Consider the following 17,300-nt stretch of genomic DNA (forward strand, 5'->3'; position numbering starts at 1 on the left):
TAGTATAAAGCTATTTTGTTTTTCATTCTAGTATTAGGTCTTAAAAAAAGCAATAAAATCACATGAATTAATTTTGATTTTTCTGAATTTTAAATCGAAATTTAAAAACTCATATGTTCTACAAAATTATCATATAAAAATCGTTCTACAGTAGATGCAGCATAGTGTTTACAAAGCTCATTCATTACATTTTCATAATCTCGATACGCTGATACATTTACAACTGTTTCTAAAATCCCATCAAAATCAGAACCAAATCCTATATTGCGCTCTCCACCTAATGAACAAATATATTCGATATGTCTTACTATATCTGCTACATTCGCTTGTTTTTCTTTTGTTAGAAACTGCGGTACAAAATTGACACCAATCATGCCATTTCGCTTTATAAGAGCTTTAAGTTGTTCATCGTTTAAATTACGTGGGTGCTCGCAAAGTTTCATACAATTTGAGTGGGAAGCAATAGGATTTTTTGCAATCTCTATAACATCCCAAAAACTTCTTTCATTCAAATGAGACACATCAGTCCATACATGTAATGCATTCAGTTCTTGTACAACATGTTTACCAAAAGTCGTTAAACCCGCCCCACGTGTCTCTAGCGCACCATCAGCTAAGAGATTGGCATAATTCCATGTTAGTCCAAAAGAACGTACTCCTAGGCGATACAACAACCGTAATTTCATTGCATCTTTTCCAATTGCTTCGCATCCTTCAATTGTTAATATCGCTCCAATCTCGTCCTGTTTTAATATGTTAATATCATCTTTTGTCTGAATAAACTTCACACCTTGTAGGGATAAAATTTCATTATAAAAAATATCTACCATTTGTAATGCTACTTCAAATCGGTTTTCATATGCCACTGTTTCTGGTACATATATAGCAAAACATTGTATACTTCCTTTTCTTCTCTTTAACTGTTCAAATGTAATATGTAATTGTGAATCATCTTTAAAATTCCTTTTCCCTTGTGCATTCCATAACTGAAGAAGCACGTCACAATGAGCATCAAAAATTTTCATTTTCATTCCTCCATTATAAAAACAACCTGTTTGCATACTGCAAACAGGTTGTTTAAACTTAACGAGGTTCTACAATTAATTTTATTGCTGTACGCTCTTCGCCATCAATCATAATATCTGTAAACGCTGGGATACAAATCAGGTCCAAACCACTAGGCGCTACAAATCCTCTTGCGATTGCTACTGCCTTTACAGCTTGGTTCAATGCACCTGCACCAATAGCTTGAATTTCTGCTGTTCCGCGTTCGCGAATAACACCTGCAAGTGCACCAGCTACAGAATTAGGGACCGACGTTGCTTTAACTTTTAATATTTCCATTCCGCGTTTCCTCCTCGTTTCTTTAAAAAGTATTAGCAATTATTTCACTTTAACTTATATTCACGAGGAATGGCGCGTATTCCTGCTAAATTTTCGTAATTTTTCTAAAAAATTAAAATATAATAACTCATCTAAAATTTAACGAAAATTTACTCAAAAAATGGTTGATCGTCATTAATTAAAATACGTTCAATTTTCTTTGCTTTTCCTGTATTTGGATCCACATCAATTAACACTGCACTTAATTGCGTTCTACCATTTGTTACTTCAAATCGTACTGGTAAGTTTGTTAAAAACTTCTTCAATACTGCTTCTCTGTCCATACCTAATATTCCGTCATACGGCCCTGTCATCCCAACATCTGTAATGTATGCCGTTCCGCTTGGTAAAATACGGTTATCCGCTGTAGGGACATGCGTATGCGTACCTACTACTGCTGTAGCACGTCCATCTACATACCAACCTAGCGCTTGTTTTTCACTTGTAGTCTCCGCATGGAAATCAACAAATATAATATTCGTACGTTTTTTCGCAATATTAATTAATTCATCCACTTTACGGAATGGACAATCAATTGGAGGAAGGAAAGTACGTCCTTGTAAATTAATAACTGCAACTTCTGTTCCATTACAGTTCACAAAGATAAGTCCTTTTCCTGGAGTTCCTTCTGGGAAGTTAGCTGGTCTTGCAAGATATTTTGCATCATCGATGAATTCAAATACTTCACGATTATCCCAAGCGTGGTTTCCAAGTGTAACTGCCTGCGCCCCACACTCTAAAAAGTTTCGATATATTTTTTCTGTAATCCCACGGCCACCTGCTGCATTTTCTCCATTAATGATTGTTACTGTAGGTGTATATTTTTTCTTTAATGCCGGTACGTATTGTTGAATCATACCTCTACCAGGAGATCCTACTACATCCCCAACAAATAATATTCTCATATGTCTTACCCTTTCTATGTACTGCATTTTTTATTGCTATAGCATCAAGTAAATTCCTTATAATATCTTTATTATAAGTTTGTTTCACTTTTATGCTATATAACTAACTGTCTTTATTTTATCCAATTCCAACACAAAAAAATAAAGTGGTGTTTCACCACTTTATTTTGCGTATTCCACTGCACGTGTTTCACGAATAACAGTTACTTTAATATGTCCTGGGTAATCCAGTTCATTTTCAATACGTTTTCGGATATCACGAGCTAAACGATGAGCTTCTAAGTCATCGATTGTATCTGGTTTTACCAAAATACGAACTTCACGTCCTGCTTGAATTGCAAATGATTTTTCAACGCCTTCATAAGACTCTGAAATCTCTTCTAACTTTTCAAGACGACGAATATAGTTTTCAAGTGTTTCACTACGAGCTCCCGGTCTTGCAGCTGATAAAGCATCTGCTGCTGCAACTAAAACTGCAATGATAGAAGTTGGTTCTGTGTCACCATGGTGAGATGCGATACTGTTTATAACTACAGGATGCTCTTTATATTTCGTTGCGAGTTCAACACCAATTTCAACGTGGCTACCTTCTACTTCATGGTCAATCGCTTTTCCGATATCATGTAATAGACCAGCACGTCTTGCTAGTTTTTCATCCTCGCCAAGCTCTGCTGCCATAAGTCCAGTTAAATATGCAACTTCCATAGAGTGTTTTAAGACGTTTTGACCATAACTTGTACGGTATTTTAAACGACCTAAAATTTTAATTAAATCTGGGTGTAATCCGTGAACACCCACTTCAAACGTTGTTTGCTCTCCGACTTCGCGAATATACTCGTCCACTTCACGTCTTGATTTTTCGACCATCTCTTCAATACGCGCTGGGTGAATACGTCCGTCCTGTACTAATTTATCAAGAGCGATACGAGCTGTTTCACGACGAATTGGGTCGAATCCAGAAAGGATTACCGCCTCTGGTGTATCATCGATAATTAAGTCAATACCCGTTAACGTTTCTAACGTACGAATATTACGACCTTCACGCCCGATAATACGTCCCTTCATTTCGTCATTTGGAAGATTTACAACCGAAACGGTTGTTTCAGCAACATGATCAGCTGCACATCTTTGCATTGCAAGAGATAAAATCTCTTTTGCTTTCTTATCCGCTTCTTCTTTCGCGCGAACTTCACTTTCTTTTACCATAACAGCGATTTCATGAGAAACTTCACTTTCTACTTTACCAAGAATAATTGCTTTCGCTTGTTCGCGTGTCAGATTGGAAATGCGCTCTAATTCTGTTTGTTGCTTTTGAACTAACTCTCCCACTTTGCTTTCCAACTCTTCAATCTGTTGTTGTCTCGCTACAAGAGATTCCTCTTTCTTCTCTAACTGTTGCTCGCGTTTATCGAGCGTTTCGTCTTTACGATCAAGGTTCTCTTCTTTTTGCATTAAACGATTTTCTTGTTTTTGTAATTCGCTTCTACGGTCACGAATTTCTAATTCAGCTTCTGTACGAAGTGTATGAATTTCATCCTTTGCTTCTAAAAGCGCTTCTTTCTTAAGTGCTTCAGCATCACGATTCGCTTCGTCTAAAATACGTCTCGCTTCATTAGCCGCACCATTAATCTTCGCTTCAGCAATAGACTTTCGAACAAAAAAGCCAACAACTGCACCGACTGTTGCAAGCAAAATGGAGATGAGTATCCAAACTGTACTCGTCATGATTTCACCTCCCCTTGCTATGAATGAAAAAAGACTGTCGGCATGTACATTGAATTACAACATACAGCAAAGACCGTCGTCCCGCTTTTTTAAGGGACTTTCTTCATTTCACAATTAAAATGTCATATTATTATTTCGGTAAGATTTAAACCTTACTCCGAATATTACTTCTCTTCTTGAGAAGAGTATATTGTATATAAGAAAAAATATACATTCTCATTGTATCTATCGTAATTTTCATTGTCAAGCGTTGTCTACTTTTACTTTCTTTACCTTCAGCCTTGAATGTGACCTAAATTTAAAAAGTAAGGAGCCTACTATACTGGAAAACCTTAGTAATTCCTATTTCTTTTCCTTAAAATATTAAAATATCCCTCTTTACACAACCCATTTGAAGTAAAAAAATATTTTTATCTATAGTATTATGCTCCTTAATAGTAGATAAAAAAATAAAAGACACGAGGCCGTGTCTTTTATTTTTTTAATCAAGAAGAGTTGAATCTTCTGCGCCCTCAGCACCAGAATCTTCACTAATTCCGTGATGCTCACGAATAAAGAAGGCAATTTCTTCTCTTAAATCTGTATTTTCTTTTAAGAACTGCTTCGAATTTTCACGACCTTGTCCTAGGCGTTCTTCATTATAAGAATACCAAGCACCGCTCTTTTGAACAATATCAAGCTCAGAAGCCATATCCAAGATTTCACCTTCTCTTGAAATACCTTCTCCGTACATAATATCAACTTCCGCAACACGGAATGGTGGTGCTACTTTATTTTTTACTACTTTTACTTTTGTTTTATTACCAACGATGTCGTTACCTTGCTTTAATTGCTCCGCACGACGCACTTCAAGACGGACAGTTGAATAGAATTTCAACGCACGACCACCTGGAGTTGTTTCTGGCACTATCTATAGATTTTCCATCTCTATAGTCCGGACTATCTCTTCATCTCTTTACAGAGAGCCTTGCACTTCCAGCAGTAGCCTATCATCTGCCGTACCCTACTCAGTTAACTAAAAGTCCTTTTCGGTAGTCTCTACACCTTCCCCATATCACTATGGAGCTTGGCACGGTATTACCCTAAATAATGGTGGGCTTCACCGTTAGCAACTATATGGATAGTTACACCCTTAGGCAATAAGGTTCACAAGGTTTTTTAACATGCTATCACTAGCAAGGGAAACCCATGGTAAACTCCTTAATCTTTTCGATTAAGCAACTTGTAGTTGATTTCCGAACATAACCCCAACTTTTTCACGAATTTGGTTAATAAAGATTGCAATTGTTTTTGATTTGTTGATTGCTCCTGAAAGCTTACGAAGTGCTTGTGACATTAAACGTGCTTGTAAACCTACGTGTGAGTCACCCATGTCGCCTTCAATCTCTGCTTTCGGTACAAGAGCTGCTACAGAGTCAATTACGATAATGTCAACCGCACCACTTCGTACAAGTGCTTCCGCGATTTCTAATCCTTGTTCCCCTGTATCAGGCTGTGATAATAGTAATTCATCTATGTTAACGCCTAATTTTTGTGCATATACAGGATCCATTGCGTGCTCCGCATCGATGAATGCTGCTTGTCCACCTTGACGTTGTACTTCTGCAATTGCATGTAATGAAACTGTCGTTTTACCTGAACTTTCAGGTCCGTAAATTTCGATAATACGGCCACGTGGATATCCGCCTACTCCTAGTGCCACATCAAGTGCTAAAGAACCACTAGAAACCGTAGAAACTCTACGCTCTGCTTGTTCTCCTAATTTCATAATTGAACCTTTACCGAATTGCTTCTCTATTTGTTTTAACGCCATATCTAACGCCGCTTGACGATCACTCATTCAAAATTCCTCCTTAACTGAATTGCTAATCTTATTATACCTATTTTCAATTCAATTTGCCAACAAAAATCGAACATTTATTCGATTTTTTTATTTTCTATCAAATAATATCTAAATTTAACCGTAAAAAAAACTAGAAGAAACTTATATCTCTTCTAGCTTTTTATATAAATGATAAAATCCATATTTTGCTGTTCGTTCTCTAATTTGTTGACGACTTCCGCTTAAATTAAGAGGAAAGACTACAGTTGGTTCATCCTTAATCGAAAGCCCAACAAATACTGTTCCTGGTTCTTTCTGTTCTGAAGCATCTGGCCCTGCTACCCCAGTGAAACTAATTCCGATATCCGCTTTTAGTACATCCTTAACATTTTCAGCAAGATAACGAGCACATTCTTTACTAACTGCACCATCAGTATGCAATACTTCTTCAGGCACACGTAAAACATGTTGCTTCACATCATTATGATAACAAATGACACCGCCTTTAAATACAGAAGAAACACCAGCGTTTTCAGTTACTTGATTTCCAAAAAGACCACCTGTTAAACTTTCTGCACACGCTAAAGTTAACCCTTTTCTCTTCAATAACTCGATTGCCTTATAATGCAAAAATTCTTGGTCATATCCGTAGAAAAATTCTCCTACTCTTTCTAAAATCAAATCTTCCACATGTTGAATTAGTTTCTCCGCTTCCCTAACATTTTCATGCTTAGCGGTTAAACGTAATGTCACTTCTCCATCATTTGCTAATGGGGCAATTGTTGGGTTTGTTTGTCCATCAATTAAATCTTGCACTTTCACCTCTAATTGGGACTCCCCAATACCAAAGAAACGAAGCACACGAGAATAAATGTTTTCTCCTGTTGTAAAATTACGTAAAAAAGGCTCTACATAACTTACATACATTGGTTTCATTTCTTTTGGCGGCCCTGGTAATAAAATATAAACTTTTCCGTTCTTATTTACCCCCATACCTGGCGCCATACCGTGGTTATTTGCAAATACTGTTGCTCCATTTAAAACGAGCGCTTGCTTTTTATTATTCTCCGTAAATTCACGGCCTGTACGCTTAAAGTAATTACTTATTAAGGCTAATGCCTTTTCATCATACACAAGCTCTTCATCTAAACTAGCAGCTATCGTTTCTTTCGTTAAATCATCTTTTGTCGGTCCTAATCCACCTGTAAAAATAAGTATATCAGCACGTTCTTCCGCAGCTGCAATCGCCTTTTGCAGTCGCTTATTATTATCACCAACAACAGTATGATAGTACACGTTAATTCCGATTGAAGCTAACTTTTCAGATAAAAACTGGGCGTTTGTATTTGCAATTTGTCCAAGTAATAATTCAGTTCCAACCGCAATAATCTCAGCATTCATCCCAATTCCCCCATAAACTTCTATTTTGAGTTTACAAAAGCAGCTCTATTTTTCCAGAAATAATCCCATCCTGAAATAACAGTAAAGATTAATGCAATCCATATGAAGATATCCGCAACTGGAATATGGATTAAATTTAAAGGTACATCGTGTAATAAATATGCTGCAATCGCAATAATTTGTGTCCATGTCTTAATTTTTCCTAGCTGATTTGCTGCAACTACTTCCCCTGTTCCAGCAAGTACAAGACGTAAACCTGTTACAGCAAACTCACGACTGATAATTACAATAACAATCCAAGCCGGTACATATTGCATCTCTACCAATGTAATAAGTGCTGCCGAAACAAGCAATTTATCAGCTAACGGGTCAAGAAACTTCCCTAAATTCGTTACAAGATTATACTTTCTTGCGTAATGTCCATCAATCCAATCTGTAGCTGAAGCAATGATAAAGATAAGTGCCCCCACTAAATGTTGAATTGGCAAATCAACATCACCAATTTTGTATGAACCCCAATCAAAGGGCGCTAACATAATTACCATAAAAATTGGAATTAAGAAGATTCTAGATATTGTAATTTTATTTGGTAAATTCACAGCTATTCCTCCATCATATCAAAAACATTTGTTCATCGAAAAAAAGTCATCGAAGCGATGACTGTTATTGTGCTGGTTGCTCTATCCCTTGGTTTTTAATCACCAATCTTTGGTGATATTCTTTTTGTGGATCTAACGGGAAAGCAAGCACTTGGCCATTCAGTTTAATTTCAACATTCGGTGCACTTCCAATATTAAGTCGTACTTCTTTTAATGTTGATACATCGCGTTTCTCTGTTTGACCGCTTTGTACTGTAGTGTTTAGAATTTCGTTACCCGCATCATCCTTAACATCTACATAACTTGTACCCTTAGCTGAAATTTCCAGTTCTAATGTTTTATTATTATGAATTTCCAAAGTAGATACCTTTCCAGTTGTTCCAACTACTTTCACTTCTTGCTGTCCAATTGGTTGTGCTGGTTGCTCCTCTTTCTTTGGTTCTTCTTTCTTTGGTTCTTCTTTCTTTGGTTCCTCTTTTTTTGGCTCTTCCGCTTTCACTTCATCTTTCTTCGTATCTAACGGAGAATCTTTCGCTTTTTGAACTTCAATTTTCTCACTTTGAGCGCTTGGAACTTTTTCATCATCTTTTCCAGTTAACGCTTGAAACACAAACCAGATTACCACTCCAACTGCGATAACTAACAGCGCAACTAAGATTTTCGGCATGTGATCTGCAATTGGCCATGATGAAGATTTTTGCATTGTTTCTTGTGTTTTTTGTCCCGTTGATACTTGTGGAACTTCACGCTTTTCAGATTGTGGTATCGTACTCTGATGTTCTACAAGCAGTTCCTCTCCATTTAATCCAACCGCATCTGCGTATTGTTTAATGAATGCACGCGCATAAAAAGCTCCTGGCAATACATCATAATTGCCTTCTTCAATTGCCACTAAATGGCGTTTTTGAATTTTTGTAATCTCATGCAGCTGATCAATAGACAAGCCTTTCGCTTCTCTTGCTTCTTTCAGCTTTTGTCCCAATTCCGTCACTACTAACACCTCAATATTTCTTTAAAAGTCAAACATAGAGAAATTATTTTGCGTACCTTGCTCAATTTCATCTACTAAATTATATTGAATTTCTTCATCATAATCGTTACGCAACTCGATAATATAATCAAAATCATCCAATGTGTATTCTGACTGACTCACAAATACATCAGGATGTTCCACAACTTTCGTTGCAGGCAATCTCATAATTTCACGAACGAGCTGCCAATGTCTTTCGTTAGCACGCTTCGTTGACACAATTCCATCTAGGATGAAAATATTGTCATCGCTATACTCATCTTCAATTAATTGACTGCGAACAGTTTGCTTAATAAGAGTAGATGATACAAATAACCACCTTTTATTTGCACAAACACTTGCAGCAACAATGGATTCTGTTTTTCCGACACGAGGCATTCCGCGTATCCCAATTAGTTTATGGCCTTCTTTTTTCATGATTTCTGCCATAAAGTCTACAAGTAAGCCTAATTCATCACGCACAAATCGAAATGTTTTCTTATCATCTGCATCTCGTTGTATATACCTACCATGCCTAACCGCTAGCTTATCTCTTAGCTTGGGCGGACGATATTTCGTTACCGTTATGTTATCCATCGTATTTAAAATTGATTCAAGTCTAGAGATTTGCTCTTGATTATCACACATGAGGAGTAACCCACGTCGTGCATTATCTACACCATTAATTGTGACAATATTAATGCCGAGCATACCGATTAACGAAGAAACGTCACCAAGCAAGCCAGGTCGGTTTTTATGTATTTCATATTCAAAATACCATTCAATCATCCAAGATCACTCCCCTTGCTTACTTTACACCTACGTACTATATTATATGATTTCACCCTAATAGGGAAGCTAAATGTATAATCTATCCTGTGTAATTATTATACAAAAAAAGTAGAGAGGAGAATCTCCTCTCTACTTTTACTTATGTTGTACGAACTTAACCATTAAATTTGCAATTGTATGTTGCTCCTGTTCATCAGCAACTTTCCAAAGCTCAGCTAATAATTTCTCTTGGTCATTGCGTCCTTCTACTTCATTAGCAAGATAGTCGCCAACACGAAATGCCATATCTGATACCGCACCGCCATCTAAACCTTTGTCTTGCGCTTGCTCTAAACGTTCTCCTAAAAAGCTCTTCCACTGATCAAAATTATCTAATACTGACATAATTAAGCACCTCACTATTGAGTAATAAAATCATCCTTAATTTGTGCAACTATTCATTTTTTATGTAAGAATTTTTTAGCAGTGCCAACCGCCATTCACTCCGATAATTTGTCCAGTTATGTAAGACGCTCCTGGTGATACGAGAAATGAAACTGTTTTCGCTACTTCTTCTGGTAATCCTATTCTACCTAATGGTATATCTTCAGCAATTCCCATTTTATCTTCTTCAGAAAAAACACTTAACATTTCCGTTTCAATTGCTCCTGGTGCTACTGCATTCACACGTAATCCACTTAAAGAAACTTCTTTCGCTAAAGCTTTCACATATGAATTTTGCGCCCCTTTTACCATTGAATAAAGTACTTCACAAGAAGCCCCTATTTGTCCCCATATAGATGAAACAATTACAATATTACCACTTCTTCTCCCGATCATAGGCGGAAGTGCCATAGAAAGTAATTTATATACGTTCTTCACTTGAAGTTCTACCATATAATCCAATTCATCGTTTGTTACATCTGTTACTAATCCAAAAATACTCTTCCCCGCTGCGTATACAATAACATCAATAGGATGTTCAATTTGTCCCCACAATCGTTCTGCTCCATCACTAGAAGCTAAATTAGCTTGAACAGGGATAACTTCTCCCCATGCCTTCTGCAATTCCAATACCTTTTCTTCACTGTTATTGTAATGAACATAAACTGTATATCCATCTTGAATTAATTGTTTCGAAATAGCAGAGCCAATCCCTCCGCTCCCTCCAGTTACTAACGCATACTTTTTCATAAATTCCCTCTCTTATCTCTACAACTTCAATTTTCACACAACTAAATAATACCCTCATCTTACAATTTTTCAATGATAAGATGAGGGTATCTTTAAAATTTTATTTTTTCGGTAACACCTGACAAACACTCATTTTTTCTTCTGATAACAATAATCCCGCTACTTCTTGTAAGTCTTGAACGGTTAGTCCTTCTAATACAGTCAATGCATCAAATAGGCTAGATTCATTAAACGCGTATCGTGTAAATTGATTTGCAATATATTCTGGTGAATTTAAAGAGCGTAAAAAACCACCAATTTTCTTTTTCTTCACTCGTTCTAATGCCGCCGCATCTAATTGATCATAATCTGTTTTTAATAAAATATCTTTTAAACGATCTGCCAATTCATCAGGTTGTTTCGTATCACCACCAACCATTGCAAAACCGAAGTTATTTTCTTCTGTATAGTCATACGAGAATGAATCATCAATAAGTCCTTCATTATATAAAGCTTCGTAATGAACCGAACTTTTTCCAAATAAATAATCTAAAAGTAACGTAAGCGCAATTTCTTGTTTTAAAAGCGCTTGCCCCTTTTCTTTTAAATTAGTCGCTTTAATACCAACTAAACATTTCGGCGTTTGCACAGGCATTGAAATAATTTTTTTCTTTTCATTTACCTCATTTGGTTCTTCTTCAAATGAACGCACAATTTCTGGCTGGTTTTTATAATCTTTTTTCGCTTGATTTTCACGTACTAAATCCATTGTTTTCTCTGGATCAATTGCACCCACAACAAATAATAACATATTGCTCGGATGATAAAATGTTTCATAACATTCATATAATAAATCTTTCGTAATTTTACTAATAGATTCGATTGTCCCCGCAATATCAATTTTAATTGGGTGTTTTACAAATAAGCTATCAATTAACCCAAAGTACAAACGCCAATCTGGGTTATCTTGATACATTTGAATTTCTTGCCCAATAATCCCCTTCTCTTTTTCAACCGTTTTTTCAGAGAAATAGGGCTCTTGTACGAAGTTTAGCAATGTATTTAAATTTTGTTCTACGTTTGAAGTACCTGAAAAAAGGTAAGCTGTTCGTGTGAAGGATGTAAAAGCATTTGCCGATGCTCCTTGTTTACTAAACAATTGGAAAGCATCGTGATCTTCTTTTTCAAATAATTTATGCTCAAGAAAATGTGCAATCCCATCTGGCACACGAATCATTTCTTCTTTCCCTAATGGTACAAATGTATTATCTACAGAACCATATTTCGTCGTAAACGTCGCAAATGTTTTATTAAATCCTTGTTTCGGTAAAACATATACATCTAATCCGTTAGGAAGTTTTTCATAATAGAGTGTTTCTTTTAATTGCTCATAAACAATTTTCTCCATTTACTCTCCCTCCGTTCCTTGTAAAAAGTAAATTGTATCTAGTTCAATATTTTTAGCAACTTTTACAATTTCTTCTTTTGTCACACTTTCTATACCTGTAAGCCATTCTTCAACTGGACGTGTACGATCTGAAATAATACCATGATATAGCATTTCTACAAAGCCACGTGGTGTATCAATTGCCTCTAATATTTGATTTTGGATGACACTTTTTGTTTGATGTATTTCTTCTTCAGAAAACTCTCCGTTTTGCATCGCAAGCATTTGTTCTTTAATAATCTCAACTGCTTTTTCATAATTTTTCGCTTCAATTCCTGACATAACAAATAATAAACCTTTATGACTTTCAAAGCGCGATGCTGCATAGTACGCTAAACTATTTTTTTCACGCACATTTACGAATAACTTCGAATGAGAAAAGCCACCAAACAATCCATTGAACAATTGCAATGCAAAATAATCTTCATCTTTATATGTGACAAATGTACGATAACCGATGTGTAATTTACTTTGTTTTAATTCTTGTTTTTCAACAACTTCTTTTTCTTCATTATTTCGTCTATGAAGGAGTACATTTCTTTCTCTCACTGGACGAGCTGAAATAGAAAAATACTTACTTACAAGATCAACGGCGTTTTCTGAAATATCACCAATAATATATAGATCCATTTCATCTTCCGCTAACACCTTTTGATAATATTGATACAGACTTTCATTTGTAATAGACATAACACTCTCTTTTTTTCCATTTGCACTTAAACGATACGGTTCTACTTTGCACATTTCTTCAATTAAACGCTCGTTTGCATAACGCATTTTATCGTCATAAGTAGCTTCAATTCTCTGTAACAGTGCTCTTTTTTCACTTTCTACGATAGAAGATAGGAAACCGTTGCCCTCCGTTGCTGGATGTAACACAATATCTGACAACATAGAAAGCGCTTTTTCAAATAACGGTGGTGCATCATGTAAGTAAAATTCATTTGCAATGTCTACATAAATGGAGATAATATGGTCTTCCCCTTTTTTACTTACATCTACCGCTAAAGAAGATCCGTATAATTCTTCTAAATATTGACGAAGACGAATTACAGAAGGTAATTTTTCTGTCGCACTTTGCAATACGTATGGCAATAGGGCACGCTCTGTCACCGTCTCCTCATTTAAAGGCGCTTTAAAACGAAATACAAAGGTATTCGTTTTATATTTATCAGTCGGAATAATATGTACGCGCAAACCATCTAACTCATGTAGTTGTTGTTCCATTAGTTTCATTTATAGCCCTCCTTTACGTATATAGGAATATTCCTCTTCAATATACAGTTTTTAGAAATAAAAAATCAACTTTTCTCCCTTATTATGCTTACATATGATTCTTTCTAAAAACTTTAATATGTAAGGAACATAGTAAAATTCCGTATTAAATATATTCTATGTAAAAAAGCCCACACTAATGTGCGAGCTTTTTTATACTTATAAAATACTTATCGTTTTCCTTTTTCATAAGGAGTTCCTAATGCTTTCGGAGCTTCAGAACGACCTACAAAACCAACAAGCGCTAATATTGTGAATACATATGGTAATATCGTTAATAAAACACTTGGAATTTGATCTAATACAGGAATTGTTCCGCCCGTTACACTTAGAGATTGCGCAAAACCAAAGAATAGAGCTGCACCTAATGCGCCTAGTGGATTCCACTTCCCAAAAATCATAGCAGCTAAAGCTAAGAAACCTTGTCCTGTAATAGTTGCCCCTGAGAAGTTATTAGAAATTGACATTGCAAAAATCGCTCCACCAATTCCAGCAAACACTCCTGAAATACAGACTCCAATATAACGCATTTTATATACATTAATCCCCATCGTATCCGCTGCCATTGGGTGTTCACCAACAGCACGTAGACGAAGACCGAACGGTGTTTTATAAATAACATACCAAACAACGAATGCTAAAATAATGGCAATATACGACGTTATTGGTACGTTCGAGAAAAATATTTTCCCTAAAACCGGAATATCCGAAAGGCCTGGAATATCAATCTTTTCAATACGATACTGAATAAAGTCAGTCTGCCCTTTATCAAAAATCTTCTTAATTGCAAATACTGTTAAACCAAGAGATAAGAAGTTAATGGCTACACCACTTACAACTTGATCTGCTCGGAATGTAATAGAAGCTACCGCATGAAGTAATGCAAATAATCCACTACCAATTGCCGCAAATAATAACGCAATCCATGGAGTCATCGTTCCCCAAGTATCACCCATCAATAAGTTTGTAACAACTCCAATAAATGCACCAAATAGCATTAGTCCTTCTAATCCGATATTTACAACACCCGATCGTTCACTAAATACACCACCTAGTGCTGTGAAAATGATAGGTGCCGATGTATATAACGTACCCGTCACAAGAATGGCTAATATATCTAAAAAGCTCATTTATTTCCCCTCCTTGCTCATGCGTGTAAGCGCCCATCTTAACACATAACTACATGCAACAAAGAAGATGATACATGCAATAATTACATTAATAAGCTCTGACGGTACATCTGCCTCAAAGTTCATTTGAGGGGAAGCACTTTTCAAACCACCAAATAATAAAGCTGAAAGGATTATACCAAACGGATTATTCCCTCCAAGTAATGCTACGGCAATCCCATCAAATCCTACTCCTGTAAACGAAGACATCGCTGTCATACTCTGGAATGTCCCTAATCCTTCCATCGCTCCACCAATCCCCGCAAATGCACCAGCAATTGTCATAGAGAATACTACATTACGAGAAACTTTCATACCTGCATATTGAGAAGCATGCTGATTAAATCCTACAGACTTTAATTCGTAACCTAAAGTTGTTCGATCTAATAAGAACCACATTAAAATAGCGATTAAAATTGCTATAATAATTCCCCAGTGTAGACGTGAACCATCAGTAATAGAAGCAAGCCAGTCTGAAGATAGTGACGCACTCTCTTTAATATCATACGTTTTGTCATTACCCGCATGTAAGAAACGCTTAATGATGTCATACGTTACATACAACGCAATATAGTTCATCATAATAGTTACAATAACTTCATTCACTTGAAACTTCCCTTTTAAATATCCCGGAATGAAGCCCCAAATTCCGCCCACCAATGCGGCAAATAAAATCGATAATGGAATATGAAGGAACGCTGGTAGTGAGACTGCATAACCGAACCAAACCGCTGCAAGCCAACCAACTAACAATTGACCCTCTACCCCGATATTAAATAAACCTGTACGAAATGCAAACGCCACCGATAAGCCAGCAAGAATAAGCGGTATCATTGTACGGAGCGTTTCACCAATCGCACTTGCGCTGCCGAACATTCCTGTCCAAAGTGCACTATAACCAACAATTGGATCATAGCCACTAACTAGCATTACAATCGCTCCTACAAGTAAGCCGAAAATAACGGATAGTACTGGGACTAAAATATTTATCGTTCGTTCTGTTAAAAGCTTTTTAGCCATTTGTACCCACCTGCTCCTTCTTTGTTCCTCCAGCCATTAACAATCCAAGCTGTTGTTCATTCGTTTCTTTCGCATCAACTATTGCTACAATTTCCCCTTCATAAATAACAGCAATTCGATCGCTAACATTTAAGATTTCATCTAACTCTAATGATAAAAGTAATACACCTTTTCCTTTATCCCTTTGCTCTATTAATCTCTTATGAATAAATTCAATTGCTCCTACATCTAAACCACGTGTTGGCTGTGCCGCAATTAATAAATCTGGATTTCGGTCTACTTCACGTGCAATAATTGCTTTTTGTTGATTCCCCCCAGATAGAGCGCGTGCTAACGTTTGCTCACTAGGTGTACGTACATCAAACTGTTCAATAAGAGCCTTTGCTTTTTCTGTAATTTTGCTGAAATTTAAAATCCCTTTCTTTGAAAACGGATTTTTATAGTACGTTTGAAGAACTATATTATCTCTAACAGAAAAATCAAGAACGAGTCCGTGTTTATGACGATCTTCTGGAATATGACCAATTCCTTCTTCTGTTATTCTTCTAACAGGCCAATTTGTTATTTCTTTTCCTTTAATTGCAATAGAACCTGACTCAACTTTTCGTAAACCAGTAATCGCTTCTATTAATTCACTTTGTCCGTTTCCATCAATCCCTGCAATCCCAACAATTTCCCCCGCACGAACAGTTAAGTCAAGGCCTTTTACAGCAGGTAGTTGACGTGCATCGTGAACAACAAGGTTTGCAATTGAAAGTACCTCTTCTTTTGGCTTCGCGTCTATTTTTTCTGTTTTAAAATTCACTTGACGTCCGACCATTAATTCTGCAAGTTTATTTTCATCCGTATTTGCAACGTCAACCGTTCCAATCCCTTTTCCTTTACGAATAATCGTACAACGATCGCAAACTTCCATAATTTCTTTCAACTTATGTGTAATAAGAACAATAGATTTTCCTTCTTGTACAAGCTTTTTCATAATTTGAATTAGCTCATGAATTTCTTGTGGTGTTAACACAGCTGTCGGTTCATCAAATATTAAAATTTCTGCACCGCGGTAAAGAGTTTTCAAAATCTCAACACGCTGTTGCATACCAACTGAAATATCCTGTATTTTCGCATATGGATCTACAGCCAAACCATATTGTTCAGACAGTTTTTGAATTTCTTTAGCAGCATCCTCAACAGCAATTTTCCCTTTTTTCTTCGGTTCATTTCCGAGAATAATATTCTCTGTAACTGTAAAATTATGAACAAGCATAAAGTGTTGATGGACCATTCCAATACCAAGGTCATTTGCTATATTCGGATTTGTGATTTTTACAGGTTTACCTTTAATTTTAATTTCACCCTGCTCTGGTTGGTACAAACCAAATAGTACATTCATCAATGTGGATTTCCCTGCACCATTTTCTCCAAGTAAAGCATGTATCTCACCCTGCTTTACTTGCAGCGTAATATCATCATTCGCTACAATGCCTGGGAATACTTTCGTAATGTTATTCATCTCAATTACGTATTCCATTGTGTTCCTCCTTTTAACAGGGAACATTCCCTATTACACTATTAACTTATTAAGCAATTCGGAAGTTTTATACATA

General features: G+C 36.2%; 15 protein-coding genes and 2 pseudogenes. All 17 read right to left on the bottom strand.

The window, feature by feature from the left end; translation table 11 throughout:
* Positions 1-101 precede the first annotated feature (101 nt).
* Complete coding sequence (locus tag MKY21_RS18905) at positions 102-1,025, bottom strand: dipeptidase (protein ID WP_242319448.1); 924 nt, start codon at positions 1,023-1,025, stop codon at positions 102-104.
* A gap of 58 nt (positions 1,026-1,083) precedes the next feature.
* A complete protein-coding gene (gene spoVS, locus MKY21_RS18910; RefSeq protein ID WP_000404341.1) occupies positions 1,084-1,344 on the bottom strand; it encodes a stage V sporulation protein SpoVS in 261 nt (86 codons plus the stop codon).
* Between the two features lie 149 nt (positions 1,345-1,493).
* Positions 1,494-2,288: a TIGR00282 family metallophosphoesterase gene (locus MKY21_RS18915; RefSeq protein WP_001221095.1), complete on the bottom strand. Its 795-nt coding sequence runs from the start codon at positions 2,286-2,288 to the stop codon at positions 1,494-1,496.
* A 162-nt stretch (positions 2,289-2,450) separates the two neighbouring features.
* On the bottom strand, positions 2,451-4,013 hold the full coding sequence (rny, locus tag MKY21_RS18920; RefSeq protein ID WP_000204911.1) for a ribonuclease Y: 1,563 nt from the start codon (positions 4,011-4,013) through the stop codon (positions 2,451-2,453).
* Positions 4,014-4,494: 481 nt separating this feature from the next.
* A pseudogene (locus MKY21_RS18925) lies at positions 4,495-4,917 on the bottom strand (recombinase RecA); the annotation flags it as partial.
* 327 nt (positions 4,918-5,244) lie between these two features.
* Positions 5,245-5,853 (bottom strand): annotated as a pseudogene (gene recA / locus MKY21_RS18930) (recombinase RecA); the annotation flags it as partial.
* A 144-nt stretch (positions 5,854-5,997) separates the two neighbouring features.
* Complete coding sequence (locus MKY21_RS18935) at positions 5,998-7,236, bottom strand: competence/damage-inducible protein A (protein WP_016118518.1); 1,239 nt, start codon at positions 7,234-7,236, stop codon at positions 5,998-6,000.
* Between the two features lie 20 nt (positions 7,237-7,256).
* Positions 7,257-7,835 (bottom strand): CDP-diacylglycerol--glycerol-3-phosphate 3-phosphatidyltransferase, encoded by a 579-nt coding sequence (pgsA, locus tag MKY21_RS18940; RefSeq protein WP_001052967.1) that lies wholly within the window; start codon positions 7,833-7,835, stop codon positions 7,257-7,259.
* Positions 7,836-7,899: 64 nt separating this feature from the next.
* Complete coding sequence (locus MKY21_RS18945; RefSeq protein WP_341077162.1) at positions 7,900-8,826, bottom strand: helix-turn-helix domain-containing protein; 927 nt, start codon at positions 8,824-8,826, stop codon at positions 7,900-7,902.
* 21 nt (positions 8,827-8,847) lie between these two features.
* Positions 8,848-9,633: a DUF3388 domain-containing protein gene (locus tag MKY21_RS18950; RefSeq protein ID WP_000574107.1), complete on the bottom strand. Its 786-nt coding sequence runs from the start codon at positions 9,631-9,633 to the stop codon at positions 8,848-8,850.
* 138 nt (positions 9,634-9,771) lie between these two features.
* Positions 9,772-10,020, bottom strand: coding sequence for a DUF3243 domain-containing protein (locus MKY21_RS18955; RefSeq protein WP_000114450.1), 249 nt, complete (start codon positions 10,018-10,020; stop codon positions 9,772-9,774).
* Between the two features lie 75 nt (positions 10,021-10,095).
* Positions 10,096-10,809: an elongation factor P 5-aminopentanone reductase gene (gene ymfI / locus MKY21_RS18960; RefSeq protein ID WP_000759607.1), complete on the bottom strand. Its 714-nt coding sequence runs from the start codon at positions 10,807-10,809 to the stop codon at positions 10,096-10,098.
* Between the two features lie 100 nt (positions 10,810-10,909).
* Entirely contained in the window at positions 10,910-12,196 is a 1,287-nt protein-coding gene (gene yfmH, locus MKY21_RS18965) for an EF-P 5-aminopentanol modification-associated protein YfmH (protein ID WP_000411983.1), read from the bottom strand.
* Positions 12,197-13,471 carry an EF-P 5-aminopentanol modification-associated protein YfmF gene (gene yfmF / locus MKY21_RS18970; protein WP_000772404.1) on the bottom strand — a complete coding sequence of 425 codons (1,275 nt, stop codon included), beginning with the start codon at positions 13,469-13,471 and terminating at the stop codon, positions 12,197-12,199.
* Between the two features lie 209 nt (positions 13,472-13,680).
* On the bottom strand, positions 13,681-14,640 hold the full coding sequence (locus MKY21_RS18975) for an ABC transporter permease (RefSeq protein ID WP_000008857.1): 960 nt from the start codon (positions 14,638-14,640) through the stop codon (positions 13,681-13,683).
* Positions 14,641-15,699 carry an ABC transporter permease gene (locus tag MKY21_RS18980; RefSeq protein ID WP_086392607.1) on the bottom strand — a complete coding sequence of 353 codons (1,059 nt, stop codon included), beginning with the start codon at positions 15,697-15,699 and terminating at the stop codon, positions 14,641-14,643.
* Positions 15,692-17,224, bottom strand: a complete 1,533-nt coding sequence (locus MKY21_RS18985; protein ID WP_000456907.1) for an ABC transporter ATP-binding protein — start codon at positions 17,222-17,224, stop codon at positions 15,692-15,694. Before MKY21_RS18985 ends, MKY21_RS18980 begins: the two co-directional genes overlap by 8 nt.
* Positions 17,225-17,300: the final 76 nt, after the last annotated feature.

The organism is Bacillus sp. FSL R9-9497, assembly GCF_038005805.1.
Classification (GTDB): Bacteria; Bacillota; Bacilli; order Bacillales; family Bacillaceae_G; genus Bacillus_A; species Bacillus_A cereus.